The 26139-nt window shown below is 70.8% G+C and carries 27 protein-coding genes; 19 read left to right on the forward strand and 8 right to left on the reverse strand.

From position 1 onward, the window contains the following. Positions 1-3: 3 nt before the first annotated feature. Positions 4-249, reverse strand: a complete 246-nt coding sequence (locus ACLQ23_RS05000; protein ID WP_334549910.1) for a hypothetical protein — start codon at positions 247-249, stop codon at positions 4-6. 81 nt (positions 250-330) lie between these two features. Then, a complete protein-coding gene (locus ACLQ23_RS05005) occupies positions 331-1068 on the reverse strand; it encodes a TetR/AcrR family transcriptional regulator (RefSeq protein WP_355594781.1) in 738 nt (245 codons plus the stop codon). A 24-nt stretch (positions 1069-1092) separates the two neighbouring features. On the opposite strand from ACLQ23_RS05005, the gene ACLQ23_RS05010 reads away from it, so the two are divergent. Then, a complete protein-coding gene (locus ACLQ23_RS05010) occupies positions 1093-2256 on the forward strand; it encodes an FAD-dependent oxidoreductase (protein ID WP_425735576.1) in 1164 nt (387 codons plus the stop codon). 15 nt (positions 2257-2271) lie between these two features. On the opposite strand, the gene ACLQ23_RS05015 is transcribed toward ACLQ23_RS05010, so the two are convergent. Together ACLQ23_RS05015 and ACLQ23_RS05020 are read right to left on the reverse strand one after the other, a co-directional pair. Then, on the reverse strand, positions 2272-3243 hold the full coding sequence (locus tag ACLQ23_RS05015) for a LysR family transcriptional regulator (RefSeq protein ID WP_355594779.1): 972 nt from the start codon (positions 3241-3243) through the stop codon (positions 2272-2274). 75 nt (positions 3244-3318) lie between these two features. Further along, positions 3319-3921, reverse strand: a complete 603-nt coding sequence (locus tag ACLQ23_RS05020) for a hemerythrin domain-containing protein (protein WP_355594777.1) — start codon at positions 3919-3921, stop codon at positions 3319-3321. A gap of 277 nt (positions 3922-4198) precedes the next feature. Here ACLQ23_RS05020 and ACLQ23_RS05025 point away from each other — a divergent pair, with 277 nt between their 5' ends. Together ACLQ23_RS05025 and ACLQ23_RS05030 are read left to right on the forward strand one after the other, a co-directional pair. After that, on the forward strand, positions 4199-5527 hold the full coding sequence (locus ACLQ23_RS05025; protein WP_355629624.1) for a M20/M25/M40 family metallo-hydrolase: 1329 nt from the start codon (positions 4199-4201) through the stop codon (positions 5525-5527). A gap of 57 nt (positions 5528-5584) precedes the next feature. Continuing rightward, positions 5585-6247 carry a hypothetical protein gene (locus tag ACLQ23_RS05030; protein ID WP_355594774.1) on the forward strand — a complete coding sequence of 221 codons (663 nt, stop codon included), beginning with the start codon at positions 5585-5587 and terminating at the stop codon, positions 6245-6247. Positions 6248-6327: 80 nt separating this feature from the next. On the opposite strand, the gene ACLQ23_RS05035 is transcribed toward ACLQ23_RS05030, so the two are convergent. Together ACLQ23_RS05035 and ACLQ23_RS05040 are read right to left on the reverse strand one after the other, a co-directional pair. Continuing rightward, complete coding sequence (locus ACLQ23_RS05035; RefSeq protein ID WP_053655860.1) at positions 6328-6519, reverse strand: DUF5703 family protein; 192 nt, start codon at positions 6517-6519, stop codon at positions 6328-6330. A 113-nt stretch (positions 6520-6632) separates the two neighbouring features. Further along, complete coding sequence (locus ACLQ23_RS05040) at positions 6633-7604, reverse strand: aldo/keto reductase (protein ID WP_355629627.1); 972 nt, start codon at positions 7602-7604, stop codon at positions 6633-6635. Positions 7605-7791: 187 nt separating this feature from the next. Here ACLQ23_RS05040 and ACLQ23_RS05045 point away from each other — a divergent pair, with 187 nt between their 5' ends. The 16 genes from ACLQ23_RS05045 to mshC all read left to right on the forward strand — a co-directional run bounded on the left by ACLQ23_RS05045 (position 7792) and on the right by mshC (position 23410). Further along, a complete protein-coding gene (locus ACLQ23_RS05045) occupies positions 7792-8844 on the forward strand; it encodes an LLM class F420-dependent oxidoreductase (RefSeq protein WP_053655809.1) in 1053 nt (350 codons plus the stop codon). Beyond that, complete coding sequence (locus ACLQ23_RS05050) at positions 8841-9677, forward strand: undecaprenyl-diphosphate phosphatase (RefSeq protein ID WP_167943791.1); 837 nt, start codon at positions 8841-8843, stop codon at positions 9675-9677. The genes ACLQ23_RS05045 and ACLQ23_RS05050 overlap by 4 nt, the downstream gene beginning before the upstream one ends. 185 nt (positions 9678-9862) lie before the next feature. Beyond that, on the forward strand, positions 9863-11296 hold the full coding sequence (locus ACLQ23_RS05055; protein ID WP_167943792.1) for a sugar porter family MFS transporter: 1434 nt from the start codon (positions 9863-9865) through the stop codon (positions 11294-11296). Between the two features lie 204 nt (positions 11297-11500). Beyond that, positions 11501-11803, forward strand: coding sequence for an urease subunit gamma (locus tag ACLQ23_RS05060; protein WP_053655816.1), 303 nt, complete (start codon positions 11501-11503; stop codon positions 11801-11803). A gap of 42 nt (positions 11804-11845) precedes the next feature. Then, complete coding sequence (locus ACLQ23_RS05065) at positions 11846-12307, forward strand: urease subunit beta (RefSeq protein ID WP_053655818.1); 462 nt, start codon at positions 11846-11848, stop codon at positions 12305-12307. Between the two features lie 48 nt (positions 12308-12355). Further along, positions 12356-14074 carry an urease subunit alpha gene (locus ACLQ23_RS05070; protein ID WP_053655821.1) on the forward strand — a complete coding sequence of 573 codons (1719 nt, stop codon included), beginning with the start codon at positions 12356-12358 and terminating at the stop codon, positions 14072-14074. 62 nt (positions 14075-14136) lie between these two features. Further along, a complete protein-coding gene (ureE, locus tag ACLQ23_RS05075) occupies positions 14137-14700 on the forward strand; it encodes an urease accessory protein UreE (RefSeq protein WP_053655825.1) in 564 nt (187 codons plus the stop codon). A 22-nt stretch (positions 14701-14722) separates the two neighbouring features. Further along, positions 14723-15400: an urease accessory protein UreF gene (locus ACLQ23_RS05080; RefSeq protein ID WP_425880396.1), complete on the forward strand. Its 678-nt coding sequence runs from the start codon at positions 14723-14725 to the stop codon at positions 15398-15400. A gap of 48 nt (positions 15401-15448) precedes the next feature. Continuing rightward, complete coding sequence (gene ureG, locus ACLQ23_RS05085) at positions 15449-16078, forward strand: urease accessory protein UreG (protein WP_053655830.1); 630 nt, start codon at positions 15449-15451, stop codon at positions 16076-16078. Continuing rightward, positions 16075-16992, forward strand: a complete 918-nt coding sequence (locus ACLQ23_RS05090) for an urease accessory protein UreD (protein ID WP_355594758.1) — start codon at positions 16075-16077, stop codon at positions 16990-16992. Before ureG ends, ACLQ23_RS05090 begins: the two co-directional genes overlap by 4 nt. 16 nt (positions 16993-17008) lie before the next feature. After that, on the forward strand, positions 17009-18034 hold the full coding sequence (gene yut / locus ACLQ23_RS05095; RefSeq protein ID WP_355629633.1) for an urea transporter: 1026 nt from the start codon (positions 17009-17011) through the stop codon (positions 18032-18034). A gap of 26 nt (positions 18035-18060) precedes the next feature. Then, entirely contained in the window at positions 18061-19755 is a 1695-nt protein-coding gene (amt, locus tag ACLQ23_RS05100) for an ammonium transporter (RefSeq protein ID WP_355629636.1), read from the forward strand. Positions 19756-19816: 61 nt separating this feature from the next. Beyond that, positions 19817-20530, forward strand: a complete 714-nt coding sequence (locus tag ACLQ23_RS05105) for an MSMEG_4193 family putative phosphomutase (protein WP_355594753.1) — start codon at positions 19817-19819, stop codon at positions 20528-20530. Positions 20531-20705: 175 nt separating this feature from the next. Next, positions 20706-21290 (forward strand): DUF3090 domain-containing protein, encoded by a 585-nt coding sequence (locus ACLQ23_RS05110; protein WP_053655837.1) that lies wholly within the window; start codon positions 20706-20708, stop codon positions 21288-21290. Next, a complete protein-coding gene (locus ACLQ23_RS05115; RefSeq protein ID WP_355629639.1) occupies positions 21287-22105 on the forward strand; it encodes an SCO1664 family protein in 819 nt (272 codons plus the stop codon). Before ACLQ23_RS05110 ends, ACLQ23_RS05115 begins: the two co-directional genes overlap by 4 nt. 66 nt (positions 22106-22171) lie before the next feature. Next, complete coding sequence (gene mshC / locus ACLQ23_RS05120; RefSeq protein WP_355629641.1) at positions 22172-23410, forward strand: cysteine--1-D-myo-inosityl 2-amino-2-deoxy-alpha-D-glucopyranoside ligase; 1239 nt, start codon at positions 22172-22174, stop codon at positions 23408-23410. 686 nt (positions 23411-24096) lie between these two features. Here the strand turns inward: mshC and ACLQ23_RS05125 are convergent. Further along, complete coding sequence (locus tag ACLQ23_RS05125) at positions 24097-24888, reverse strand: GntR family transcriptional regulator (protein WP_355632662.1); 792 nt, start codon at positions 24886-24888, stop codon at positions 24097-24099. Positions 24889-25087: 199 nt separating this feature from the next. After that, positions 25088-25957, reverse strand: coding sequence for a PAC2 family protein (locus ACLQ23_RS05130; RefSeq protein WP_053655841.1), 870 nt, complete (start codon positions 25955-25957; stop codon positions 25088-25090). Between the last annotated feature and the right edge of the window lie 182 nt (positions 25958-26139).

The raw sequence follows: 26139 nt of genomic DNA on the forward strand, positions 1-26139 counted from the left end.
CGGCTACTGGCCCTGGTCGGACTCCAGGCTGGCGATTGTCAACCCGGCCGCGTCGGCGGCGGCGTCCCGGTCGCCACGGGTCTGGTCCTCCCGGGTGAGCAGGTTGGCGTACTCGGTGACGTCGGCGGGGTCGGGCACCGCCGGCAGCCGGCGCAGGAAGGCCTCCACCTCGCGGGTGGCGGCGGTGTGCGCGGCGGCGGCCTGGCGGAGCAGCTCCCGGTCGTCGGCGGGCGGGTAGAGATCGGTCATGTAGGCCAGATACCCGGACAGCGGCCGTTCGCACCGCCGCGGGCCGGCCAGTAGCCGACGCCTCGGTCGGCGTCACCGGGACTACTCGCCGGTGCCGCCTGCGGGGTGGCCGGTGATGCCGTCCAGGATGGTGGTCAGGTTGTGGTCGAAGGTTTTCTCGGCGCTGAGGTGGGCGCCGTCGATCACGAGCCGGGCGATGGTGGGGTAGCGGCCGGTGTCGAGCATGCGTGTCAGGTAGGGGCCGAAGCTGGTCTGCCAGGCGCTGACGTCGGTGCCGGTAGTGCGGGCGGTGCGTCGTTCGGTGACCTCCCGGCGCAGGGCTCCGACGACGAACGCGTTGAGGGCGCCCAGGGCCCGCTGGAGGTCGTCGACACCGCGTACGCCGGGGGCCTGGCTGAGGGCCGCCGCGGTCGTCTCGCCCACAGCGAGCGCGTGGGGCCCCAGGTGTGGCCGACCGCCGAGCAGGTCGGCGAACCACTCGTGGTCGAGGGCGGCGACGCGGGTCCGCCGGAAGATCGCGAGGACCGTGGCGCGCCACCCGGAATGCTGGCCAGTCTCGGCGATCTGGGCGTAGACGGCGTCGACCATCAGGTCGAGCAGTTCCGATCGGTTGGCCAGGTAGTCGTAGAGCCGCATCGGGCCGACGCCGAGCTCTTTGGCGATCTTGCGGACCGACAGCCCGTCGAGGCCGTGCGCGTCGGCGAGCCGGATCGCCGTGTCGGCGATCTTCGCGCGGCTCAACGGCACCGGCGTCGCCCGGGGCCGGGGCTCGGGGCGTTCCCAAACGGGTACGAACTCGCTACCGTACGGTGTATCCACGCGATACAGCGTACGGTAAGGGGGATGGCTATGCGAATGGCGATCGCCGGTGGTGGCCTGGGCGGCCTGACGCTGGCACGGATTCTGCACCGACACGGCATCGACACGGTGGTCTACGAACGCGAGGCCGGCCGGTCCGCGCGCTCCCAGGGCGGGATGCTCGACCTGCACCCGGAATCCGGGCAACTGGCCCTCACCGAGGCGGGTCTCGACGACCGGTTCCGGTCAGAGGCGCGGCCCGAGGGCGAGGAACACCGCATCCTCGACCCGGCCGGGCGCACCCTCGTGCACCACATACCCCGACCCGGCACGTTCGCCGGACGTCCCGAGATCGACCGCACCGTACTGCGTGATCTTCTGCTCGATTCGCTGCCGCCAGACGCGGTGGCGTGGCGGCACCGCCTCGTCGCGGCGACGCCACGACCGGGCGGCGGCTTCGGGCTGACCTTCGACGACGGCGATCGCGCCGACTGCGACGTCCTGGTCGGCGCGGACGGCGCGCGCTCGGTCGTGCGAGGGCTGCTTACCGACGTGGGACTGTCCTACGTGGCCACCCATGTGGAGCTGACCATCGGCGACGCTGACCGACGCCACCCGGATCTCGCCGAGCTGGTCGGCCCGGGAAACCTGTGGTGTGTCGGCGGGAGTCGGATCCTCTCGGCGCAACGTCTCGGCGACGGCAGCATCCGGGTCGGGATCTCACTGCGTGCCGATGGCCGTGACCTCGGCACCTACCGTGACAAGGGTGCCCTGCTGGACCTGTTCGACGGCTGGGACGCGCGCCTCACCGCCCTCATCGACGCCGGCGACGGCGCACCGACGCCGCGCCGGGTCGAGGCGATGCCGATCGGCGCGCGCTGGGCCAACCAGCCCGGAATCACCCTTCTCGGTGACGCCGCGCACCTCATGCCGCCGGTCGGTGAGGGCGCCAACCAGGCCATGCTGGACGCCGCCGAACTCGCGCGCGAACTCGCCGCCGCCCCCACCGACCCGGACGCGGCGATCCGGGCGTACGAGGAGGCGATGTTCGCCAGAATCCAGCCGATCGCCGAGATGTGCGCACGGGTGCAGGCGATGATGCTGTCCCCGACGGCGGCCGACGACCTCGTCCGCTTCTTCACGCGGCAGCCGGGCGAGCCCGCGCCCGGGGAACAGGAACGCGTCGCCCAGACCGCCTCGTCCCGCTAGACCTCCCGTCCGCCCTCACACCCCGCTGGGCTGCCGCACCCCGAAACCCGGATTGCGCACCAGCCAGTCCAGGTAGGTGGGGTGCGGCGCCAGCGAGTCGGTGTACGCCGCCTTGGCAGTCGCCAACAGCAACTCGGCGTCGCGTGCCGCCAGCGAGTCGGGGTGCCACCCCAGCAGCAGCCGCCACCGCAACGGCACACCGGCCAGCCGCCGGGTCACCAGACCGGCCACCGGCCGGAACGTCGCCTGGCAGAGGGCCACCGCCACGCCGGCCTCCACCAGGTCGACGCAGCCGCGGATGTCGGTCTCGTACACCTTCCGGGGGGTGAAGCCGGCGCGGGCGCAGGCGGTCGCGAAGCAGTCGGCGAAACAGCCGTCACCGGGCGCGGCCACCCACTGCTCGTGGCGCAGGTCGCCCAGGCGCACCTCGTCGCGCCCGGCGAGCGGGTGGGTCTCGGGCAGCAGCACCAGCACCGGGTCGACGGCCACCTCGCGCCAGCTCAACCCGAACTCGGCCGACGGGCTGGCGTCACCGCACACACCGGCGAGCGCGAAGTCCAACCGCCCGCCGGCCACCAACTGCGCCAGCTCGTCCACCGACCAGGAGGCGTACGTGGTGATCTGCGCCGGCGGCTGCTCGGCGGCCAGTCGGTGCACCAGCCGGCCCAGGATCGGGCTGTTCACCCCGCCCAGACGGTAACCACGGGGCGCCGCGTTGGCGCTGGCCAGGCGGGCCGCCTCGTCCTGTAGGCCCTTCATCGCCGGCAGCAGCACCCGGGCGCGGGCGAGCACCAGCTCACCGAGCGCTGTGGGTCGTGCCCCGCGCCGGTCCCGGTCGAACAATGGCCCGCCCAGGGTCCGTTCGATCCGTTGGAGCTGGGCGGTGAGCGCTGGTTGGGCGAGCCCCAGCGCCGACGCCGCCTTGGTCACGCTCCCTGTCTCCGCGATCGCACAGACCACCCGCAGGTGTCGCAGCTCCAGGTTCATACGGTGACGGTAGGACCACGCCGCGGCCTGCGGAAGAGGCGAAGCGGATCGGTGAGATTGAATGCACTGTCGAGGTCAGTCGCGCGGCGCTTCCGGCAGGTCCGCCAGGTACGTCGGGCGACGGGTCACGGCGTCGCGGACCTTGTCCACCACGCCCACCGCCGGCTCGACGATCCGGTTCCACGGCGGCGTCGCCGGGGTGCCCGGATGCGGCCGCGTCGGCGCCGCCTCCTCGGCGATCTCCAGCCGGTTGCCCAACCGGATCAGCTCCTCCGGGGTCGCCACCGTACGCAGCTCGGCGACGAGCCCGCCGACCCCGTCGACGTGCCGGCGGACCCGCTCGGCGACCTCGGTGAGCGTCTCGTCGGTGAGCTCCTTCAGCGCGGCCAGCAGGCCGGCGTCGCCGTCGATCTCCGCGTCCACCCGTCCGGCCTGTTCCGGCAGCGCCGCCCGTACCGCCGGAAGCAGGTACTGCTCCTCGGCCGACAGGTGCCGCGACAGCGTGGCGGTGAGCACCGCCAGCCCGTCGCGCGGCGTACCGGCGGAAGCGGTCAGCTGGTCCAGCAGCGCCAGCAGCTGCCGGTGCTCGCGGTCCACGATGTCGGCGATGCTGCGGCCACCGGGCCGGTAACCCTCGTCGGGCGCGGGCGGCAACGGTGGCAGGGGGACGGCGGACATGGTGCCCTCCTCGACTGGCGGGCGGAAGCTCCGACAGGGGACGTGCGGTCGTGGGCGGCGGTACCCGTACCCGGGCGCCGCGAAACCGTCGCGTCGATCCGCCGCCCTGGATGCCCTTGCGCCCGCATTGATCCGTCGGCCTGGATGCCCTCCTGCCTGCGCGGATCCGCCGGCCTGGATGTCGGCCGGTACGGCGTCGACGCGCCGACCTGCGTGCCCGGTCGCACCGCGCCGGTGCGACGACCCGCCGGACGCCCCGGGCTGGTATGAAGGGGCGATGACGAGCGATGCCGCCCCTGCCCGACCGGACCCCACCGCCGAGGTCGTGGACCTTTGCCGCGACCTGCTGCGCATCGACACCACCAACACGGGGGACAACGCCACAAGCGTCGGCGAGCGCCGCGCGGCCGAGTACGTGGCGGAGAAGCTCGCCGAGGTGGGCGTCGAGTCGGTACTGCACGAGTCCGCGCCCGGCCGGGCCAACGTGATTGCCCGCATCCCCGGCACCGACCCGAGCCGGGGCGCGCTGCTGGTGCACGGCCACCTGGACGTCGTACCCGCCGACGCCGACGAGTGGTCGGTGCACCCGTTCTCCGGCGAGCTGCGCGACGGCTACCTGTGGGGGCGGGGCGCCATCGACATGAAGGACTTCGACGCCATGGTGCTCGCCGTGGTGCGGCACTGGCAGCGCACCGGCGTACGACCCCCGCGCGACATCGTGCTGGCGTACACCGCCGACGAGGAGGCCGGCAGCGACTACGGCGCGCGTTTCCTCGTCGACAACCACAGGGACCTCTTCGACGGCTGCACAGAGGCGATCGGCGAGGTCGGCGGCTTCTCCTACTCGGTGAACGACAGCCAGCGGCTCTATCTCATCGAGACCGCCGAGAAGGGCATCGACTGGCTGCGGCTGCACGCCAAGGGCCGCCCCGGGCACGGCTCGATGATGCACGACGACAACGCCGTCACCGCGCTTGCCGAAGCGGTGGCCCGGATCGGCCGGCACCGCTTCCCGGTCGTGGTCACCGACACCGTGCGGGCGTTCCTGGAGGAGGTCTCCGACCTGCTCGGCGTCGAACTCGACCCGGAGGACCCGGAGACGGCAATCGCCAAGCTCGGCCCGATCGCCAACATCATCGGCGCGACGATCCGCAACACGGCGAACCCGACCCGGTTGGACGCCGGCTACAAGGACAACGTCATTCCCGGCCGGGCCACCGCCACCATCGACTGCCGCAGCCTGCCCGGCCAGTCCGAGCTGCTGGAACGGCAGTTGCGCGAGCTGATCGGCCCGGACATCGCCATCGAGTACATCCAGCGGCAGCCCGCGCTGGAGACCACGTTCGACGGCGACCTGGTCGAGGCCATGTCGGCGGCGCTGCGCGCCGAGGACCCGGGCGCGCGGCCCGTACCGTACATGCTGTCCGGCGGCACCGACGCCAAGGCGTTCTCCCAGCTCGGTATCCGCTGCTTCGGGTTCGCCCCGCTGCGGCTGCCCGCCGACCTGAACTTCTCCGCGCTGTTCCATGGCATCGACGAGCGGGTTCCGGTCGACGGACTACAGTTCGGCGTGCGGGTTCTCGACCGGTTCCTGCGCACCTGCTAGCCGTGTCCGGTAACCGCACCCCGCGCGTTACTCCCCATCGTGAAGGGACTGCCCCACATGACCGACCAGCACGGTGAGCTGGACGCCGCTCTCGAGCGCGTTATCGAAGCGGCCCGCCGCCACCTGGCCGCCGTACGCGCCGCGCAGGGCCGCGTCGACGACGACGACGTCTGGCAGGCGTACGTGGCGTTGAACAACGCGTCCTTCGCCTACGACGAGCAGTTGCTCGACGCGTTCGGCGAGGTGACGCCGTGGGACGTCGACTCGATCGACCCGGACGAGGCCGACGAGCGCTTCGGCGGCGCGGACGCCGGCGAGGCCAGCGACCCGCACCCCCGGGTGATCTCGGTACGCCAGCGCCGCGACTACCGGGTGCCGAGCGTGGCCGCGCTGCTGCGGGCGGCCGAGGCGGCCCGCCGCGAGGGCACCCCGGAGGACGACGAGCCGGCGCCGGTGGAGGGCGTCGGCGAGGCGGTCCTGGAGCTGCTGCAGAGCGGCGACGGCTCGCTCGGCGCGCTGGACGTGCCCGAGCTGGAGCCTCTCGACGGGGTGGTGATGGTCAGCGAGGTGGGCACCCCTGTCGACCTGGAGTCGTTCGACGACGACGACGCTGTCGGCCCGTTCCAGCCGGCAGCCGACGACCGGCTGGTCGGTCGGCTCGACGAGCACCCGTTCCTGGAGCTCGACGACGACCACGACCACGCAGGGCACCAGCACTAGACGACGCGACGCGCCCGGCACCCCACCTGTGCGGTGGGGCGCCGGGCGCGTCGTCGTCAGTCCCGGGCGGCCGGCTCTCGTCAGTACGACAGGCCGGGCTGCGGCTGGTTGACCCGTCGGCGGCGCAGCACCACCTGCCGGGTTCCGTCGCGGAACAGCCGCACCCGGGCCAACTCCCACCCGGAGAACTCCGCCTGGATCGCCAGCTGCGCCGCGGCGGTCAATCGGTCGACGTTCGGCGGCAGCCGCAGCGGCGCGTATTCGTAGTCCATGCCACCCATGCTGCCCAGCCCAGCGGCCGTTCGCCACCCCCTTGCGGGGTGACCGACGCCGCGTCGGGGCGCAGACGGCCGCGTCCTCGACCTGAAGAACGCGGCCGCCGGGGTCAGCTGTCGCGCTCCGGGTAGCCCACCGGCACGCCGGAGACGTCGTCGAGCGCCGTGGTGATCTCCTCGGGCAGGGTGATCCGTTCCACCTGGAGCGCCCCGAGCAGCTGCCCGACGGTGCGGGCGCCGAGGATCGGCGCTGTCACCCCGGGCCGGTCCCGGATCCAGGCCAGCGCCACCTCAAGCGGCGAGACGCCCAGCCCGCCGGCCGCGGTCGCCACCGCCTCGACGATGCTGGAGCACCGAGGCTCCAGGTACGTCGACACGAACCGCTCGAAGTGCGGCGAGGCGGCCCGGGAGTCCGCCGGACGGCCGTGCCGGTACTTGCCGGTGAGCACACCCCGGCCCAGCGGCGACCAGGGCAGCACGCCCAGGCCGAGCGCCCCGCACGCGGGCAGCACCTCCCGCTCCACGCCCCGCTCCAGCAGCGAATATTCCACCTGGGCGGCGACCACGGGCGCGCGGCCCGGCCAGGCGGTCTGCCAGGCGGCGGCCCGTGCGGTCTGCCAGCCGGAAAAGTTCGACACGCCGACGTAGCGGACCTTGCCGCTGGCCACGGCGTGGTCCAGCGCGGCCAGAGTCTCCTCCAGGGGGGTGTCCGGGTCGTACCCGTGCACCTGGAACAGGTCGACGTGGTCGGTGCCGAGCCGGCGCAGCGACGCGTCGAGGGTGCGCAGCAGGTGGCCACGGGAGCCGTCGCGGCGGCGACCGGTGCCGGGGCGTAGCCCCGCCTTGGTGGCGATCAACAGCTCGTCGCGGGGTACGAGGGTGCCCAGCAGCGATCCGATCACCGACTCGGCGTCGCCGTCGCCGTACACGTCGGCGGTGTCGATCAGGTTGCCGCCCGCGTCCAGGTAACTCTTCAGCTGGGCGGCCGCGTCATCGGCGTCGGTGTCCCGACCCCAGGTCATGGTGCCGAGCGCGAGCCGCGAAACCGCCAGCCCGCTTCGGCCGAGCGGTCGCTGTTGCATGGGTGAACCTTATTTCGAACCTGCCGCCACGGATATCCTCGCTCCCGTCAACTCTGCCGGTTCTGCCGGTTCCGCCTGCGTCGGGTACCTCTACCGGCAGGGGATCATTGGCGGTGAGCCGGTGATGAGGCCCGATTGCGGCATTGCGTAACCTGGTGCGACCTGTGCCACGGATGGGGGAGGACCAGTGCGACTCGGGCTAAGCCTCGGATACCAGACAGCATGGAGCACACCGGCTGATCACCTGGCTTTGGCCCAGGAAGCGGACCGGCTCGGCTTCTCGGTGGTGTGGGCCGCGGAGGCCTACGGCTCCGACTCGCCCAGCATGCTGGCCTGGATGGCCGGCCAGACCGAACGGATCGATGTGGGCGCGGCGGTGATGCAGATCCCCGCCCGTACGCCGGCGGCCACCGCGATGACCGCCGCCACGATCGACGCGCTGTCCGGCGGCCGGTTCCGGCTCGGTCTCGGCGTGTCCGGCCCGCAGGTGTCCGAGGGCTGGCACGGGGTGCGGTTCGCCAAGCCGCTGGCGCGGACCCGCGAGTTCGTCGACATCGTCAAGCTGGCCATCGCCCGCAAGGAGGTGGCGTACGACGGCGAGCACTACACGCTGCCGCTGCCGGATGGCCCCGGCAAGGCGTTGCGGTTGAGCTTCCATCCGCCCCGCGAGCACATCCCGATCTACCTGGCCGCCGTCGGTCCGAAGAACCTTGAGCTGGCCGGCGAGATCGCCGACGGCTGGCTTGCCGTGTTCTACGCCCCGGAGTACGCCGACGAGCACCTCGCGGCGGTCGCCGCCGGGCGGGCCAAGGTCGGCAAGGAGCTGGCCGGCTTCGACGTGGTGCCGTCGGTGCCCGTGGTGGTCGGCGACGATGTGGCGTCCTGTGCCGAGCTGGTGCGCTGGTACGCCGCGCTCTACGTCGGCGGGATGGGCAGCCGCAAGCAGAACTTCTACAACCAGCTCGCGACGCGGATGGGCTACGGCGACGCCGCCCGCGAGGTGCAGGATCTGTACCTGGCCAAGCGGCAGCGCGACGCGGCCGCCGCGGTGCCGATGGAGTTCATCGACCGCACCTCGCTGCTCGGGCCGAAGGAGCGCATCGCCGACCGGATGCGGGAGTACGCCGCGGCCGGGGTGACGACGCTGTCGGTGAGCCTGTTCGTGGCCGACCGGGACTCCGGCGTGCAGACCCTGCGTACCGTCGCCGAGGCGTTCGATCTTTCGGGAGTTGGGGAGTGACCTGGGTCGAGGCCATCGTCCTGGGCATCGTCCAGGGGCTGACGGAGTTCCTTCCGGTCAGTTCGTCGGGGCATCTGCGGATCACCTCGGCGATCTTCTTCGACCGTGACGCCGGGGCGTCGTTCACAGCTGTCACCCAGCTCGGCACCGAGGCGGCCGTGCTGATCTACTTCGCCAAGGACATCTGGCGGATCACCCGGACGTGGCTTGTCGGGATCAGGGACAAGTCCGTCCGTTCCAGCCTCGACTACCGGATGGGCTGGTACGTGATCGTCGGCTCGATCCCGATCGGGCTGTTCGGTTTCCTCTTCAAGGACCAGATCAAGACGGTCGGGCGCAACCTGTGGGTGGTGGCGACAACCCTCATCGTGTTCGCGTTCGTGCTGGCGTTCGCCGAGTACTGGGGTCGGCAGACCCGCACCCTGGAGAACTTCCGGATGAAGGACGGCGTGGTGATGGGTTTCGCCCAGGCCATGGCGTTGATCCCCGGGGTGTCCCGCTCCGGCGGCACGCTCACCGCCGGTCTGCTGCTCAACCTGACCCGGGAGGCGGCGGCGCGGTACTCGTTCCTGCTGGCCATCCCGGCGGTGGTGATGTCCGGCGTGTTCAGCCTCGGGGACGTCTTCGAGCCGTCCGCTCCGGGCACGTCGGCGCCCTCGGTGGCGCAGATGATCGTGGCGACGGTGCTCGCCTTCGGCATCGGGTACGCGGCCATCGCCTGGCTGCTGCGCTACGTGGCCCACCACACCCTGTACGTCTTCGTGCTGTACCGGGTGGCGCTGGGCACCCTGGTCCTCGCGCTGCTGTTGACGGGCACGATCAGCGCCACCTGATCGGCTCCGCGCTCCGCCGGCCTCCGACCCCGCAGTGGGGTTCGGGGGCCGGTGTGCGTCTGGGGCGGTGCCGGCCGCGCATTCTGCGCATTTCGGATAAGTAGCTCAGGGCGCACCTACTCTTTCCCTGTCGGGGGTGACGTCTCGAACGGGACGCGCCGTCAGCTCGCGGGAGAGGGGCGACCGTGGCCGCCAGCGGCGCGAAGCGCGGGCGGGGGAGACCACCACGCCGCAACCTCGTCGCGGTCCTCTCGATCGTGGTGCTCTCCGGCGCGCTGTTCGGCTATGACCAGGGCGTCATCAGCGGGGCGTTGCGCGACATCCGGCAGACCTTCGACGCGGACACCTTCGCCGTCGAGGTGGCGGCGAGTTGGGTGACGCCCGGGGCCCTGGTGGGCGCGCTGCTCGGTGGTCACCTCGCCGACCGCGTCGGCCGCCGGAGGGCGCTGTGGGTGGCCGCCGTCGCGTTCGGGGTGGGCACCATCGCGCAGGCGTTCGCCCCGGTGATCGGGGTCATGTTCGGTGCGCGGCTGATCCTGGGTCTGGGCATCGGGGTGGCCTCGGTCGCCGGCCCGATGTACGCGGCGGAGGCCGCGCCGGAACGGATCCGGGGCAGCCTGCTCGCGGTCTACCAGTTCTCCACCACGTTCGCGATCTTCATCGGCTACCTGGCCGACGAACTGTTCGAGGCGGGCAACTCCTGGCGTTACCTGCTCGCGGCGGCGGTCCTGCTGGGGGCGGCCCTCGCCCTGGTAACCACGGTGATCCCCGACTCGGCCGTCTGGTACGTCGGGCGGGGCGACAAACGCAGGGCACAGGCGTCGCTGACGGCGACGGTGCCGGAGCGGAAGGTGCCCGAGCGGCTGCACGCCATCGAGGAGAGCCTCGCGGCCGGCAAGGCGGGCTGGCGGGAGGTGCTCTCGCGACAGTGGCGGCGCCCGCTGGCGTTGGGTGTGGGCCTTGCCCTGTTCCAGCAGTTGACCGGCATCAACGGGATCATCTACTACGCCGATCCGATCTTCTCGGCCGCCGGTTTCCACACCCCACAGGAGCAGTTGGCCGCGACCACCTGGGCGATCGGCGCTGTCGATTCACTCTTCACGCTTGTGGCGGTGGCCTTCCTGGACCGGCTGGGCCGCCGTCCGCTGCTGCTGGTCGGGTTGCTGGGCATGGCGGTCTCGCTCGTCGTGGTGAGCGTCAGCTTCGCGAAGATGGACCCGGCGGCGCAGGCGGCCGGGGCGACCGGGCACCATCCCACCGACGCGGGCATCTTCCTGCTCATCGGCGTGGTCATGTTCGTGGCGTTCTACGCGATGTCGATCGGCCCGACCGCCTGGACGGTCATCAACGAGATCTTCCCGGGGCGCATCAGGGGCAGGTGCGTGGCGATCGCCTCGGCCACGCACTGGGGCTCGGAGTACCTCATCACCCAGTTCTTCCTGACCATGCTCAGCGCCCTGGGGCGGTCGGGGGTGTTCGCGCTCTTCGCCGGCACCTGTGTGCTCGGCTTCCTGTTCGTGTGGCGCTACCTGCCGGAGACGAAGGGCAAGACCCTCGAACAGATCCAGCAGATGTGGCGATCCGACGCCAGCGCCCGCCATCCGCACCGCTCCCGGTGACAGCCGGATGGCCTGGATCGCACAACTCGTTCTGGTTCCGGGTTTCTGACTCGGTGCGCAGTGGTGAGGCGTACGGTCGGCTCATAAGGCATAAAACCGACCTATGCCTACATAGCGCAGGCTAGAGGACATACCGGGCGCGAGTCCCAGAGGTGGGTCCGCCGGCTGGTGTTCCCGATCGAACAGTCACGAAGGACCAGGACAGTGCATCTGACGCCGAAGGAATTCGACAAGCTGACGATTCTCTCGATGGCAATGGTCGCCAATGCCCGCAAGGCCCGGGGGATCAAGCTGAACCACCCGGAGGCCGTCGCGGTGATCTGCGCGGCGGCGCTGGAGGGCGCCCGTGAGGGCAAGACCGTCGAAGAGGTCATGAACGACTCCCGCACGGTGCTGGGCGTCGACGACGTGATGCCGGGCGTGGCGGACATGGTTCCCATGCTCCAGGTCGAGGCGGTGTTCACCGACGGCTCCCGACTGATCACTGTGCACTCACCGATCCAGTAGGCGCACCAGCGCAGACGCGGTCTCCAGGAAGGCGGAGCAGAAATGACCAAGCAGCATCCCGGGCCCAACTCGAAGCATCTGCGACCCATCGGCGGCTACATCCTGAGCGACCAGCCGCTGGAGTTGAACGAGGGTCGGCCGGTGACGGAAGTCGTCGTCCAGAACACCGGTGACCGGCCCATTCAGGTCGGCTCGCACTTTCACTTCTTCGAGGTCAACCGCATGCTCGCGTTCGACCGCGAGGCGGCCTTCGGCAAGCGGCTGAACATCCCGGCGACGACGTCCATCCGCTTCGAGCCCGGCGACAAGAAGACGGTGGAGCTGATCCCCTTCGCCGGGGTGCAGCGGGTCTACGGGTTCAACGGGCTCGTGCAGGGGTGGACCGGCAGCCAGTCGGCCCCGAGTTACCGGCCGGACCGGACCGAGGCGATCCACAACGCCAGGACGCGCGGCTTCAAGTTCGGCCCGGAGCAGCAGGACGACTCCAAGGGCAAGAAAAAGTAGATCCACTATCCCGCAGGGCTGGCAGCCGCGGGCAGGAGAGATGATTCGATGAGCCAGATATCTCGGCAAGAGTATTCGGGAATGTTCGGCCCGACGACGGGCGACCAGATCAGGCTGGGCGACACCGACCTGTACATCGAGATCGAGAAGGACCTGCGGGTCCTCGGCGACGAGGTGATGTACGGCGGGGGCAAGACGCTGCGCGACGGCATGGGCGTGCAGAACCAGTACACGAACGCCGAGGGTGGCCTGGATCTGGTCATCACCAACGTGACGATCGTCGACGCGACCCTCGGCGTGGTCAAGGCCGACGTCGGGATCAAGAACGGCAAGATCGCCGGCATCGGCAAGGCCGGAAACCCCAACATCATGCAGGGTGTCACGCCCGAACTGGTGACCGGGCCGGGCACCGACGCCATCTCCGGCGAGCACCTCATCCTGACCGCGGGCGGCATCGACGCGCACGTGCACCTTGTCGCGCCGCAGCAGGCGTACGCCGCCCTCAGCAACGGCGTCACCACCCTGTGGGGCGGCGGCACCGGTCCGTCGGACAGCAGCAACGGCGTCACCATCACCCCCGGGCCCTGGAACATCCATGCGATGATGCGGGCCTTCGAGAACATCCCGATCAACATCGGTCTGATGGCGAAGGGCAACAGCACCGGCCGCGCCCCGCTGGTCGAGCAGATCATGGCCGGCGCGCCGAGCTTCAAGATCCACGAGGACTGGGGTGCGCCGCCCGCGGTGATCCGCGCCTGCCTGGACGTCGCCGACGAGTTCGACGTGCAGGTCAGCATCCACACGGACACCCTCAACGAGAGCGGCTACCTGGAGGACTCCGTCGCGGCGTTCGAGGGCCGCACGATCCACACCTTCCACACCGAGGGCGCCGGCGGTGGCCATGCGCCGGACGTCATCAAGATCGCCAGCCAGATGAACGTGTTGCCGAGCTCGACAACGCCGACGGTGCCGTACGGCATCAACAGTCAGTCCGAGCTCTACGACATGATCATGGTCTGCCACAACTTCAACCCCAAGGTCCCCTCCGACGTCGCATTCGTCGAGAGCCGTATCCGGACCGAGACGATCGCCGCCGAGGACGTCCTGCTCGACGAGGGCGTCATCTCGATGATGCAGAGCGACTCGCAGGCCATGGGGCGCGTCGGTGAGACCTGGCTGCGGACCATCCAGCTCGCCGGGCAGATGAAGACCGTGCGCGGCAAGCTCGCCGAGGACTCCAGCGCCAACGACAACTTCCGGGTGCTGCGGTACGTCGCCAAGATGACCATCAACCCGGCCATCACCCAGGGCATCTCGCACGTGCTGGGATCCGTGACGCCGGGCAAGATGGCCGACCTGGTGCTCTGGGAGCCCGCCTTCTTCGGTACCAAGCCGAAGATGGTCCTCAAGGGCGGCATGATCGCCTGGTCGATCATGGGCGACCCGAACGCCTCGCTGCCGACACCGCAACCGGTCTACTACCGGCCCATGTACGGCGCGTTCGGCAACCAGATCGCCAAGACCTGCGTGACCTTCGTGTCCCGTGCCGCACACGAGGCCGGCGTCGCCGAGCAGCTCGGCCTGCAACGGCAGGTCATTCCCGTGTACCGGACCCGAGGTCTCACCAAGAGGGACATGGTCCGCAACGACCGTACCCCCAAGCTGGAGGTCGACCCGGAGACCTTCGCGGTGACGATGGACGGCGTGCACGCGACAGTGCCGCCGGCCCGGACGCTGCCCCTGGGCCAGCTCTACTTCTTCAGCTGACATCCCCCGCACGCCTGCGCCGCCGTGCGCGGCTGCGGCGCACCTACCGAAAGGAGACGCCCGTGCTCGTCGAGACGGTGCTGGGCAACATGAACGAGCCGGACTGGATGCTGCGGCTCAAGGAGGCGCGCATCGACGACCTGGTCCTCGACCAGTGGGACGCCCAGAAGAGCCGGATCCGCAAGATGACCAGTTCCGGGGCGGAGTTGTCCGTCGCGCTGGCCCGCGGCGTCCGGCTGCGCGACGGCGACGTCCTCGCCTGGGACGACCTGACCGCCACCGCGGTGGTGGCCCGGGTGCAGTTGGGCGAGGTGATGGTGGTCCACCTCGACAAGTTGCGCGGCGAGTCCGCCGAGCTGCTCATCCGCTCGGCAGTCGAGCTCGGCCACGCGATCGGCAACCAGCACTGGCCGGCCGTCGTCAAGGACACCAGGATGTACGTTCCGCTCACTGTGGACCGCAAGGTCATGGACTCGGTGATGCGCACCCACGCCTTCACCGGGATCACGCACGAGTTCGTGCCCGGCACCGAGATCATCGCGTACCTGGCGCCGCACGAGTCGCGGCGACTGTTCGGCGGTGCCGACTCGACGCCGCACTCCCACCTCCCCGCCGACCTCAACTGAGCGGGGCCGGACGGTGCGAACCATGGCCGAGACCCTGAAGCTGCTCCAATTCGGCGACTCGGTCTTCCCGGTCGGCGCGTTCTCCTTCTCCAGCGGCCTGGAGATGGCCGTCGAGCACGGCGTCGTGCACGACCGGACGACCCTTCAGGACTACGTCCGGACTGTCACCCGGCTCGCCGCCACCGGAGACGGCGTGGCACTGCTCGCCGCGCACCGGGCCGCCCTGACCGGGGACCTCGACCGGATCAGGTCCGCGGACGACGCCGTCCACCAGCGCAAGATCAACGAAGAGATGCGGACCATGTCCGTGCGGATGGGGCGCAAGCTGGCCGAGGCCGCGACCCGGATCGTCGGAGAGACGCTGCTCAAGAAGCGGCTCAGCGAGTCAACGGCCGGCACGCCCGTCACCTATCCGGTCGCGCTCGGCGTGTGCTTCGCCGACCTCGGGGTGCCCGAGGAGGACGCGTTCGCGGCCCACCAGTACGGCGTGGCGTCGACGGTGCTCAGCGCCGCCATCCGGTTGATGCGGGTCGACCACCTCGACGCGCAGTCGATCCTCTTCGCTGTCAACGAGAAGGTGAGCGACGACTACCGCGACGTGCGTACCGCGGGGCTGGAGGACATGCAGACCTTCGGGCCGCACCTCGACGTCCTGGCCGCCGCACACCAGCACATCCACGTGCGGATGTTCATGAGCTGAACCCGCATCACCCGAACCCGAACCGTACCCAGAAGGACAGGTCACAACATGAAGTCGGCAAGTCGTATCGGTGTCGGCGGCCCGGTGGGCAGCGGCAAGACCGCGATCATCGAGGCTGTCGTGCCGCGGCTCGTGGAGAACGGGCTGCGAATACTGGTGATCACGAACGACGTGGTCACCACGGAGGACGCGAAGCACGTCCGGCGGGCGCTGACCGGGGTCCTGGTCGAGGAGCGGATCATCGGCGTGGAGACCGGCGCCTGCCCGCACACAGCGGTGCGGGAGGACCCGAGCATGAACCTCGCCGCCGTGGAGGACATGGAGTCCAAGTTCCCGGACAGCGACGTGGTGCTCATCGAGAGCGGCGGGGACAACCTCACGCTGACCTTCAGCCCGGCCCTCGTCGACTACTTCATCTACGTCATCGACGTCGCGGCCGGCGACAAGATCCCGCGCAAGAACGGTCCGGGCATCTCCAAGTCCGACATCCTCGTCATCAACAAGACCGACCTGGCGCCCTACGTGGACGCCGACCTCGGCGTCATGGCCCGAGACGCGGACATGATGCGCAACGGCAAGCCCGTCGTGTTCACCAACTGCAAGACGGGCGAGGGCATCGACGAGCTGGTCTCGCTGATCCGCCGCAACGCGCTCTTCGACGCCGAAGTGGTCGCATGATCACACTGGACAGCGCGCGGGAGCTGGAGCCGTACCAGGACCAACCGGCCCAGCTACCCGCGGCGTCCAACGGCAAGGTCGGCATCCTGCGCCTGGGGTTCGAGCGGCGCGGAGACCGCACGATCCTGCGCGACCTCTTCCGGCAGTCGCCGCTGCTCGTGCAGCGGGCGCTCTACTGGGACGAGGAGATGCCGGACCTGCCGTGCGTCATGATCCTCACCACCTCCGGTGGTGTGCTCCAGGGCGACCGCCTGCACATGGACGTCGCTCTCGCCCCCGGCAGCCAGGCGCACCTGGTGACCCAGTCCGCCACCAAGATCCAGGAGATGGACGCCAACTACGGCACCCAGGTCCAGACGTTCACCCTGGCCGAGGACACCTACCTCGAATACCTGCCGGAGCCGGTGATCCCGTACCGGGCCAGCCGGTTCGCCACCGACACCCGGGTACGCCTCGCGGAGAGCGCCACCATGCTCTACGGCGAGATCCTGCAACCCGGCCGCAAGTACTACCGCGACGGCGAACTCTTCGCGTACGACCTCTTCTCGAGCGCGCTGCGCGTCCAGCGTCCCGACGGCCGGCAGTTGTTCGTGGAGAAGTTCGTGGTGGCCCCCGGGCAGTTCGACGTGGCGCGGGTAGGGGTCATGGACCGCTTCCACATCTTCGGCAACGTCGTGCTGCTCACCGACCCCGACCGGGCGGCACGGGTCCTGCACCGGACCTCGACGCCGGTCTGGGACGAGCAGACCCCACTTGCCAGCGCCGTCACCCGGCTGCCCAACGACGCGGGGCTCATCTTCAAGGTCCTGGGCCAGGAGACCGAGCCGGTACGCGCGGCGGTACGCGCCTTCTGCGTGGCCGCCCGCGAAGAGGTGACCGGTCGCACCTTCCCGCCGGCGTTCCGGTGGCGTTGACGAGAGGAAGAACGTCGTGACCGCAGTGGTGCACGGGTGGGACAGGCTCGCCGACCGCAACCCGCTGGTCGGGTTCGTCGACGCCTGCCTGCGCGGGCCGGCGCAGGTCGTCCTACAGAACAACCCGCTCACCGGCCTGCTGATCCTCGTGGCTGTCGCCTGGGGAGCCGTCGAGAACGGGCAGCCACGGATCTTCGGGGGAGGGGTCGTCGGCCTGCTCGTCGGCACCGCCACGGCCGTCGTCCTACAGGCCGACAACGCCTCGCTGCGCAAAGGGCTGTTCGGCTTCAGCCCGTTTCTGACCGGCATCGCCGTCCCGACGTTCCTTGACGACCGGCCGCTGATGTGGCTCTACCTGGTGCTCGGCGCGATCGCCACGACGGTTGTCACCCTGGCCCTGAACACGATCTTCAAGACGTGGGGGCTTACCGCCTTCACCATTCCGTTCGTGCTTACCACCTGGGTGCTGCTGATGGCCGCGTACCAGTTCGACAGGCTCACAGTGCTCACCAACCTGAAGCCGATGTTCCCCGGCGAGGGGCAGCTGACCGGTGGTCGCTTCGACTGGGACCTGATCCCCACCTTCCTGCGTGGTGTGTCCCAGGTCTTCCTGATCAACAGCTGGGTCACCGGGCTGATCATCCTGGTCGCGCTGCTGATCAACTCCCGCTGGTCGGCGCTCTTCGCGGTGATCGGAGCCGTCGGCGCGACACTGCTGGCGCTCTGGTTCGGCGCCGACGCGTCCTCGCTGGACAAGGGCCTGTTCGGCTTCAACGCGGTGCTGACGGCCATCGCCGTGGGCGCGGTGCTGCACCGCCCCGGCGCGCTGGTGACCGTCTACACGCTCTTCGGCATCGCGTTGACCCTCTTCATCCAACTCGCCCTGGCCACCGTCCTCACCCCGCTGGGCATCCCCGTGCTGACCGGGCCGTTCAACATCGCCACCTGGCTGCTGCTGCTGCCCCGGCGGCACTTCGCGCCCGTGCCCAACCACGAACGCGTCAAGGAGTCCGTCGTCAGCGCGGTACGACACACCGTCTGACGTACCGAGAGGAAAGGTGAGCCCCCATGCTCGCTCAGGAAGCGGTGAACTCGGGCGACACCGCCTGGGTGCTCGTCTGCACCGGCCTGGTGTTGTTCATGACCCCTGGCCTGGCCGTCTTCTACGGCGGGATGGTCCGCACCCGCAACGTGCTCGCCATGCTCCAGCAGAACATGATCGCACTGGGCGTCGTCAGCCTGACCTGGGTGCTCGTGGGATACACGATCGCCTTCGGCGACGACGCCGGAAGCGGCCTCCTCGGCAACTTCGAGTTGTTCGGGCTCACCGACCTGCGGGTCCCGCCCGCGCCCCACCTGCACGTGGTCGCCGGTCAGGTCACCATCCCCACACTGGCGTTCGTGGCGTACCAGATGATGTTCGCGGTGATCACCCCCGCGCTCGTCACGGGCGCCACTGCCGGCCGGCTGAAGTTCATCGGCTGGGTGGTGTTCATCGCCATCTGGTCCATAGTGGTCTACGCGCCGATCGCGCACTGGCTCTGGCACCCCGACGGCCTGCTGGCCCGGTTCGGCACCCAGGACTGGGCCGGCGGAATGGTGGTGCACGCCTCGGCGGGCGCCGCCGTCCTGGCCACCCTGATGGTCGTCGGACGCCGTCGCGGCTGGCCACACACCGCCGCCCCGCCCAACTCCATTCCGCTGACCATCCTCGGAGCGGGCATCCTCTGGTTCGGATGGTTCGGCTTCAACGGCGGCGACGGACTCCAGGCCAACGGTGTGGCCGCCCAGGCGCTCATCAACACCCACCTCGCGGCGGCCGCCGGCATGCTCGTCTGGCTCGTCGCCGAACGCGCCAAGGACGGCCACAGCACCGTCGTGGGCGGCGTCTCCGGTGCCGTCGCGGGCCTCGCGACCATCACACCCGCCGCCGGGTACGTCAACACGCTGTCCGCCATCGCCATCGGCGCGATCGCCGGCATCGTGTGCCACACCGCGCTGCGGTTGAAGTACCTGCTGCGGCTCGACGACGCCCTCGACGTCCTCGCTGTCCACTTCGTCGGCGGCATGCTCGGGTCGCTGCTTGTCGGCTTCTTCGGCAACAGCGGCACCAACCCGCTCGGCAAGGACGGCATCTTCTTCGGCGGAGGCGGATCCCTGCTCTGGCACCAGATCGTCGGCGTGATCTGCGTGGTGATCTTCTCGTTCGTGCTCAGCTGGTTGATCGCCGCCGGCGTGCAGGCGGTCATCGGGCTGCGCGCCCCGGCCGACACCCAGGACAGCCTCGACCAGGCGCAGCAGGGCACCGACGCGTACCACTTGGGCGGCGTCGCCGGGCTCAACGGCACCGGCGCGCCCGAGCGCCGCCGGACGGGACGAAGCCGATCCACCGCCCAGCCCGGCCGCGGCGGTCCGGCCGCCCAGCCAGTCCAGCCTGGTCAACCGGTGCGGCAGGTGCGGCTGGTCACCGCGACTGTCGACCCGGCGCGACTGCCGACCACCAGGGAGCTGCGGGAGGCCCTGCTCGACGCGGGCGCCACCTCCATCGTCGTCTCCGACGCCACTGTCTCGACAGCCCAGCCGGCCGCCCGCGCCCTGCCCCGCGGTTACTGGCTCGACCAGGACCTGCTGGACCGCGCCCGGGTCGAGGTGATGGTGGAGCGCGACGCCGTGCCGGCCGTGCTGAACGTCCTCGGCGGGTACGGCGCCGACCGGTCGGACAGCTTCGTGCAGGACGTCCAGCCCGCAACGGACGTCCGCTGACCTGGCTCCCGGGCCGGCGTCGCCGCACCGCGCCCGCGTACCGGTCCCGGCAGGTCATAGGGTGATCCCCGTGGCGACCCTTCTGCTTCTGCGACACGGCCGGACCACCGCGAACGCCGACGGCGGCCTGGCCGGCCGCCAGCCCGTCGAACTGGACGACACGGGCCGCGCCCAGGCGAGCGCGGTCGGCGAACGGCTGCGGACCGTGCCGCTCGCCGCGGTGGTGACCAGCCCGCTGATCCGCTGCCGGCAGACCCTGGAGCTGGCCCTACCGCAGGCCACCCCCACCGTGGAGGAGGGGCTCATCGAGTGCGACTACGGCAGCTGGGAAGGACAGCCGCTCAAGAAGCTCGCCAAGGAGCCGATCTGGCCCGTCGTCCAGCAGCACCCGAGCGCCGCGGTCTTTCCCGACGGTGAGGCGATGGCGGCTATGGCGGCGCGTGCCGTGGCGGCCGTACGCGCCTGGGACGCCCGGGTCACCGCCGAGCACGGGCCCGAGGCGGTCTGGCTGGCGTGCAGCCACGGAGACGTGATCAAGGCGATCGTGGCGGACGCGCTCGGCGTACACCTTGATCTTTTTCAGCGGATCGTGGCCGACCCGGCTTCGGTGACCGCTATCCGGTTCACGTCGTTGCGGCCGTTCCTCCTGCGCCTCAACGACACCGGCGGCGACCTTGCCGCGCTGGTGCCGCCGCCGCGCAAGCGGCGTCGGCGGGCGACCCGCGCCACCGACTCCGACGCCGCCGTCGGCGGCGGGGCCGGTGCGGCCGGGTGAGCCGCGCCACGAACCCTCAGCGCAACCCTGGGCCGCGTGCCCCACGGCCGGCGGTGAGCTCTCCGCCGGCCGCCACGCCCGGCGGTAACCCCTCGTACGCCGGGCGCGCCGCCCGTGCGGCGATTCGGGTCGGTGGGGTGCGCAACGCGATGACGGGCCGGATAGGGTCGTGGGTATGACCCACCAGGTGCACGCCTTCGAACCGCCGGAGCGGTTCGTCGCCGGGACTGTCGGGCCGCCGGGGGAGCGCACGTTCTTCCTACAGGCCCGGGGCGGCGGCAGGCTGGTCAGCGTCGCGCTGGAAAAGGTCCAGGTGTCACTGCTCGCCGAAAAGCTGGAGGAACTGCTCACCGAGGCGCAGCGCCGCTTCGGGGTGGACCTGCCCGAGCTGGCGCCGGTGGTGGGCGACAACGAGCCACTGGACACGCCTGTCGACGAGGAGTTCCGGGTCGGGACGCTCGGGCTGGCCTTCGACGTGGACACCGCGACGGTGGTGATCGAGGCGATCGCCGCCGGCGAGGTGGAGCCCGAGGTCGAGCTGGGCGACGATGACGACGATTCCGACGACGACGATGACGACGACGAGCCGGACGAGGACCTGGATCGGCTCCGGGTCCGGCTCACCCCGCAGGCCACCCGCCAGTTCATCGAGCGGGCCCGGCGCGTGGTGAACGCGGGCCGGCCGCCGTGCCCGCTGTGCGGCCAACCGTTGGACCCCGCCGGGCACCTGTGCCCGCGGCACAACGGTTACCACCGGTGACCTCGTCCGGTTTGCAGCCCCGCCAGGACGGCGACGCCGCGCTGCGCCTGCTTCGCGACGGCACGCTCGACCTGGAGGGGCGGCTCGTCGACGCGTCGAACACGACACTGCGCGGCATCCTGACGCTCGACGGCGCGACGGCCCGCTGCGTCTACAAACCGGTCCGCGGCGAGCGTCCGCTGTGGGACTTCCCCGACGGCACCCTGGCCGGCCGGGAAGTGTCCGCGTACCTGGTCTCCCAGGCCACCGGCTGGGATCTGGTGCCGCCGACGGTCCTGCGCGACGGCCCGTTCGGCCCGGGTTCCTGCCAGCTCTGGATCGACGAGCCGGAGGACGCCGAACCACTTGTCGGCTTCGTGCCCGCCGAGGCGTTGCCGCCGCGCTGGTTTCCGATAGCGGCGGCCCGCGACGACGACGGCGCGGCGTACGCCCTCGCTCACGCCGACGATCCGCGACTGGCCCGCCTCGCCGTACTCGATGCGGTGATCAACAACGCGGACCGCAAGGGCGGTCACGTGCTTGTCGGCGCGGACGACCGGATCTACGGCGTCGACCACGGGGTGAGCTTCCACGTCGAGTCGAAGCTGCGCACCGTGCTGTGGGGCTGGGCCGGCCGGCAGCTGCCGCCGGACGCGGTGGAGATGCTGGGCGCGCTTGCCGGGCAGGTCGCCGGACCGCTCGGCGCGGAGCTTGCCGACCACCTGACGATCAGCGAGATCGCCGAGCTGGCCGCCCGCATCGACCGGTTGCGGGACACCGGCCGTTTCCCGCAGCCACCCGAGGACTGGCCGGCGGTGCCCTGGCCGCCCATGTGAGCAGCTGTCATTTTGATCACCGGTGGGGCGACTCGGGCGGGCCGGACGGCTGGCTAGGCTGAGGCCATGGAGTCTTGGGCGGGACACGAGGTGCCACGGCTGCCGGGCAGGGGCGAGCCGCTGGCGTTGTACGACTCGGCGCGGCAGGGTATCCACCCGAGCGAGCCGGTTGGCGCGGGAAGCATGTACGTCTGCGGCATCACGCCGTACGACGCCACCCACCTCGGCCACGCCGCCACCATGATCACGTTCGATCTGGTGCAGCGGATGTGGCGCGACGCCGGCCGTGCGGTGCGCTACGTGCAGAACGTCACCGACATCGACGATCCGCTGCTGGAGCGGGCCGAGCGCGATGGCGAGGACTGGGTGGTCCTCGCCATGCGCGAGACGGCGCTGTTCCGGGAGGACATGGAGGCGCTGCGGATCATCCCGCCGGAGCACTACGTGGGCGCTGTCGAGTCGATCCCGGACATCGCCGACAAGGTCGAGGTGCTCGTCAAGGACGGTGCCGCGTACCGGCTCGACGACGGCACCGGCGACATCTACTTCGACATCTCCGCCACCGGCCGGTTCGGCTACGAATCGAACCTGACCCGCGAGCAGATGCTGGAGATCTTCCCCGAGAACGGCGGCGACCCGGACCGGGCAGGCAAGCGTGACCCGCTCGACCCGCTGCTGTGGCGCGGCGCGCGCGAGGGCGAGCCGTCCTGGCCCGGCGGCGAGCTGGGGCCGGGCCGCCCGGGCTGGCACATCGAGTGTGCCGTCATCGCGTTGAACCTGCTCGGCGACCGGATCGACGTGCAGGGCGGCGGCAACGACCTGCTGTTCCCGCACCACGAGGCGTCCGCCGCGCACGCCGAGCGGCTCACCGGCCAGGCGCCGTTCGCCCAGCACTACGTGCACGCCGGCATGATCGGCCTGGACGGCGAGAAGATGTCGAAGTCCCGCGGCAACCTCGTCTTCGTCTCGCGGCTGCGCGCCGACAAGGTCGACCCGATGGCGATCCGCCTGGCGCTGATCTCCGGGCACTACCGCAGCAACCGCACCTGGACCGACGAGGTGCTCGCCGTCGCCCAGGAGCGCCTGGCCCGCTGGCGGCAGGCCGCCGCAGCACCCGCCGGGCCGTCCGGGGCTGAACTCCTTACCGAGGTACGCCAGCGCCTCGCCGACGACCTCGACACCCCCGGCGCGCTGGCGGCAGCCGACCGCTGGGCCGACGCGACGCTGGCCGGAGCGACAGACGATCCGGCAGCACCCGCCCTGTTCGCCAAGACAATGGACGCCCTACTGGGCATCCGCCTCTAACCTCACGCCACGCCACACTCGGCTGTGCCCGCGCCGGGCTGCTTCGTGCAGTGCTGTGCGGGGCTGCGCTGTGCGGGGCTGTGCTGTGCGGGGCTGCGCTGTGCGGGCTGCGCTGTGCGGGGCTGCGCTGTGCGGGGCTGCGCTGTGCGGGGCTGCGCTGTGCGGGGCTGCGTCGCGACGGCTGTGCTGTCCGGCGCCGCATTGCGCTGCTTCGTGCTGCGCCGCGCTGTGCTGCTTCACGACGGGCTGTGCCAGCTCTGCTGCGCCGAGCTGTGCCGCACCGCTTCGCGCTGCGCCCCCACCCGCCGATCTTGCACTTTCGGTCGCCGATATAGCCTTATCGATCACTTTTGTGAGGACAGGAAGCGCAAGATCGGCGGGGAGGCAGGGCGCCAGGGCCTGGAACCGCGTCGATCATGGAGTTGTGGTGCCCCGCAAAAGGTGCAGCGCGGCCCATACTGGCCACCACAACTCCATGATCGACGCGAGGGGCGAGGGGCGAGGGGCGAGGGGCGAGGGGCGAGGGGCGAGGGCGAGGGCGAGGGCGAAGGGCGAAGCGGGAAGCGCGGAGCGGAGTGCGGAGCAGGGGCGCGGGAGCAGGGGCGCGGGGCGCGGGGTGGGGCATGGGACGCGGAGCCGCCGGGAGTGGGGGCGCGGCGGGGTGGTTTTCGAGCGGGTGGGTGGGGTCAGCCTAGGACCAGGCCGGGGTCGGGCTCCGGGTCCGGGGTCGGGGCGGGGATCTTGTACTCCTCGGTGAGGGTGGTCATGGGGCCGGGCCAGGTGGCCTGCGCTACCTCGATCGGCTTGCGGTGGCCGTCGTACGCGACGTGCAGCAGGTGCAGCACCGGGGTGTCGGGCCGGATCTGCAGGGTCTCGGCCTCCTCACGGCTGGGCTGCCGGGCGCTGATCGTGTCGGTGGCCGAGATGTAGCGGCGCCCGGTTGCCTCTTCGGCCTCCTGGTAGAGGGGGCGCCCGAACGCTTCGGCGCGCTCCAGCGAGGTGCCGGCGGTGTCGTTGGGCAGGAACCAGGAGGCACCAACCTCGACGGGGGAGTCGTCGGTGCGGACGAGGTGGCGGCGGCAGAGCAGGTCGGTGCCGTCGGGCACCCCGAATGCGTCGGCTACCTCGGCGGGGGCGGGAGCGCGGCCGACCGAGACGAGTTGCTGACGGTACCGGGCGGCCAGGTCGGTGTGGTAGCCGCGGAAGCCGCCGTACCTGCCTCGGGAGAGCCGGTTGAGCCGCCGCCGGGTGCCGCGGACGTACGTACCGGAGCCGGGTTTGGTGATCAGGATGCCCTCGACCCGCAGCTGGTCGACGGCGCGCTGCACGGTCTGCTTGGCGACGCCGAACATCTCGGCGATGGCCGGGATGGACGGCAGCCGTTCGCCAGGCCCCCAGTCGCCGCGGCGCACCTGGGCCTTGAGCTGCGCGGCGATCTGGCGGTGCGGGAACTCGGCTGCCCCGGGATTGATCTGCATCGCCGCCTCCTCAATCATAGCTAGGTTCCTAGGATGCCCTAGCGGGTGTGACGGCGCCACCCCGAACACGCACAACAATCGGACTATGAGCACAAGCCAAGCCCCGAAGAACACGAAAGGCAGCGAAGGAACCGGAGAACAAAGAAAGCGGGCCTCGGACACCTAAGTCCGAGGCCCGCGTCGAACGGGGGAGGGGCAGCTACCAGGAGCCGGCGGTGGGGCCGGCCGAGCCGCCCCGGCGCCGTAGGTACTTCTCGAACTCCTGGGCGATCTCGTCACCGGTCAGCGGGGTGATGCCCTCGTCGCCGACCCGTTCCTCCAGCTCGCGGACGTATTCGCCGAGTTCGGCGTCCTGCTCGGCGGCGCTGCGTACCCGCTGCTCCCACTCGGCGGACTCTTCGGCCAGGTCGGCCATCGGCACCGGCAGGTCGACGACCTCCTCGACGCGGTGCAGCAGGGCGAGGGTGGCCTTGGGGCAGGGCGGGTTGTTGGCGTAGTGCGGCACGTGCACCCAGAACGAGACGGCGTCGACCTCGGCGCGGGTGCACGCGTCGTGCAGCACCCCGACGATGCCGGTCGGCCCGTCGTAGCGGGTGGGGGTGAGCTGGTAGCGCTCGGCGGCCTGCGCGTCGGAGGCGCTGCCGCTGATCGGCAGCGGCCGGGTGTACGGCACGTCGGCCAGCAGGGCGCCCAGCAGCACCACCCGCTCCACTTCGAGGCTGTGGCAGATCTCCAGCACCTGCTCGCAGAACGTCCGCCAGCGCATGCTCGGCTCGATGCCCCGGATCAGCACCACGTCACGGTCGGTGCCCTCGGGGCTGGCCACCATGAACCGGGTCGTCGGCCATTCCACCCGGCGGGTCTCCCCGTCGGCCATCGTGATGGTGGGCCGGCTGACCTGGAAGTCGTAGAAATCCTCCGGGTCCAGCTCGGCGAGCTGCCGCGCGTTCCAGACCTGCTCCAGGTGCTCGACGGCAGCGGTGGACGCGTCCGCGGCGTCGTTCCAGCCCTCGAACGCGGCAATCGCCACCGGGGATCGCAGCACCGGCAGTCCGTCGAACTCGGTCACGCCGTCACCTCACCCTGCTCGTCGCGGCCGACACCGGGACCGCGCCCGATCGTCCGGCCGTGGTGCACAGCGGCGTCCCTGTTGTCGTTCACGTCCGTCAGCCTACGTGCCGGGCAGGGATGCGGCCCGTCGGCCGCGCCGGTCCGGCCCGGCCGGGGGCCAGTCATACGGGAGTGAACCGG

Origin of the sequence: Micromonospora sp. DT41, from assembly GCF_049841715.1 — a bacterium.
Classification (GTDB): Bacteria; Actinomycetota; Actinomycetes; order Mycobacteriales; family Micromonosporaceae; genus Micromonospora; species Micromonospora profundi.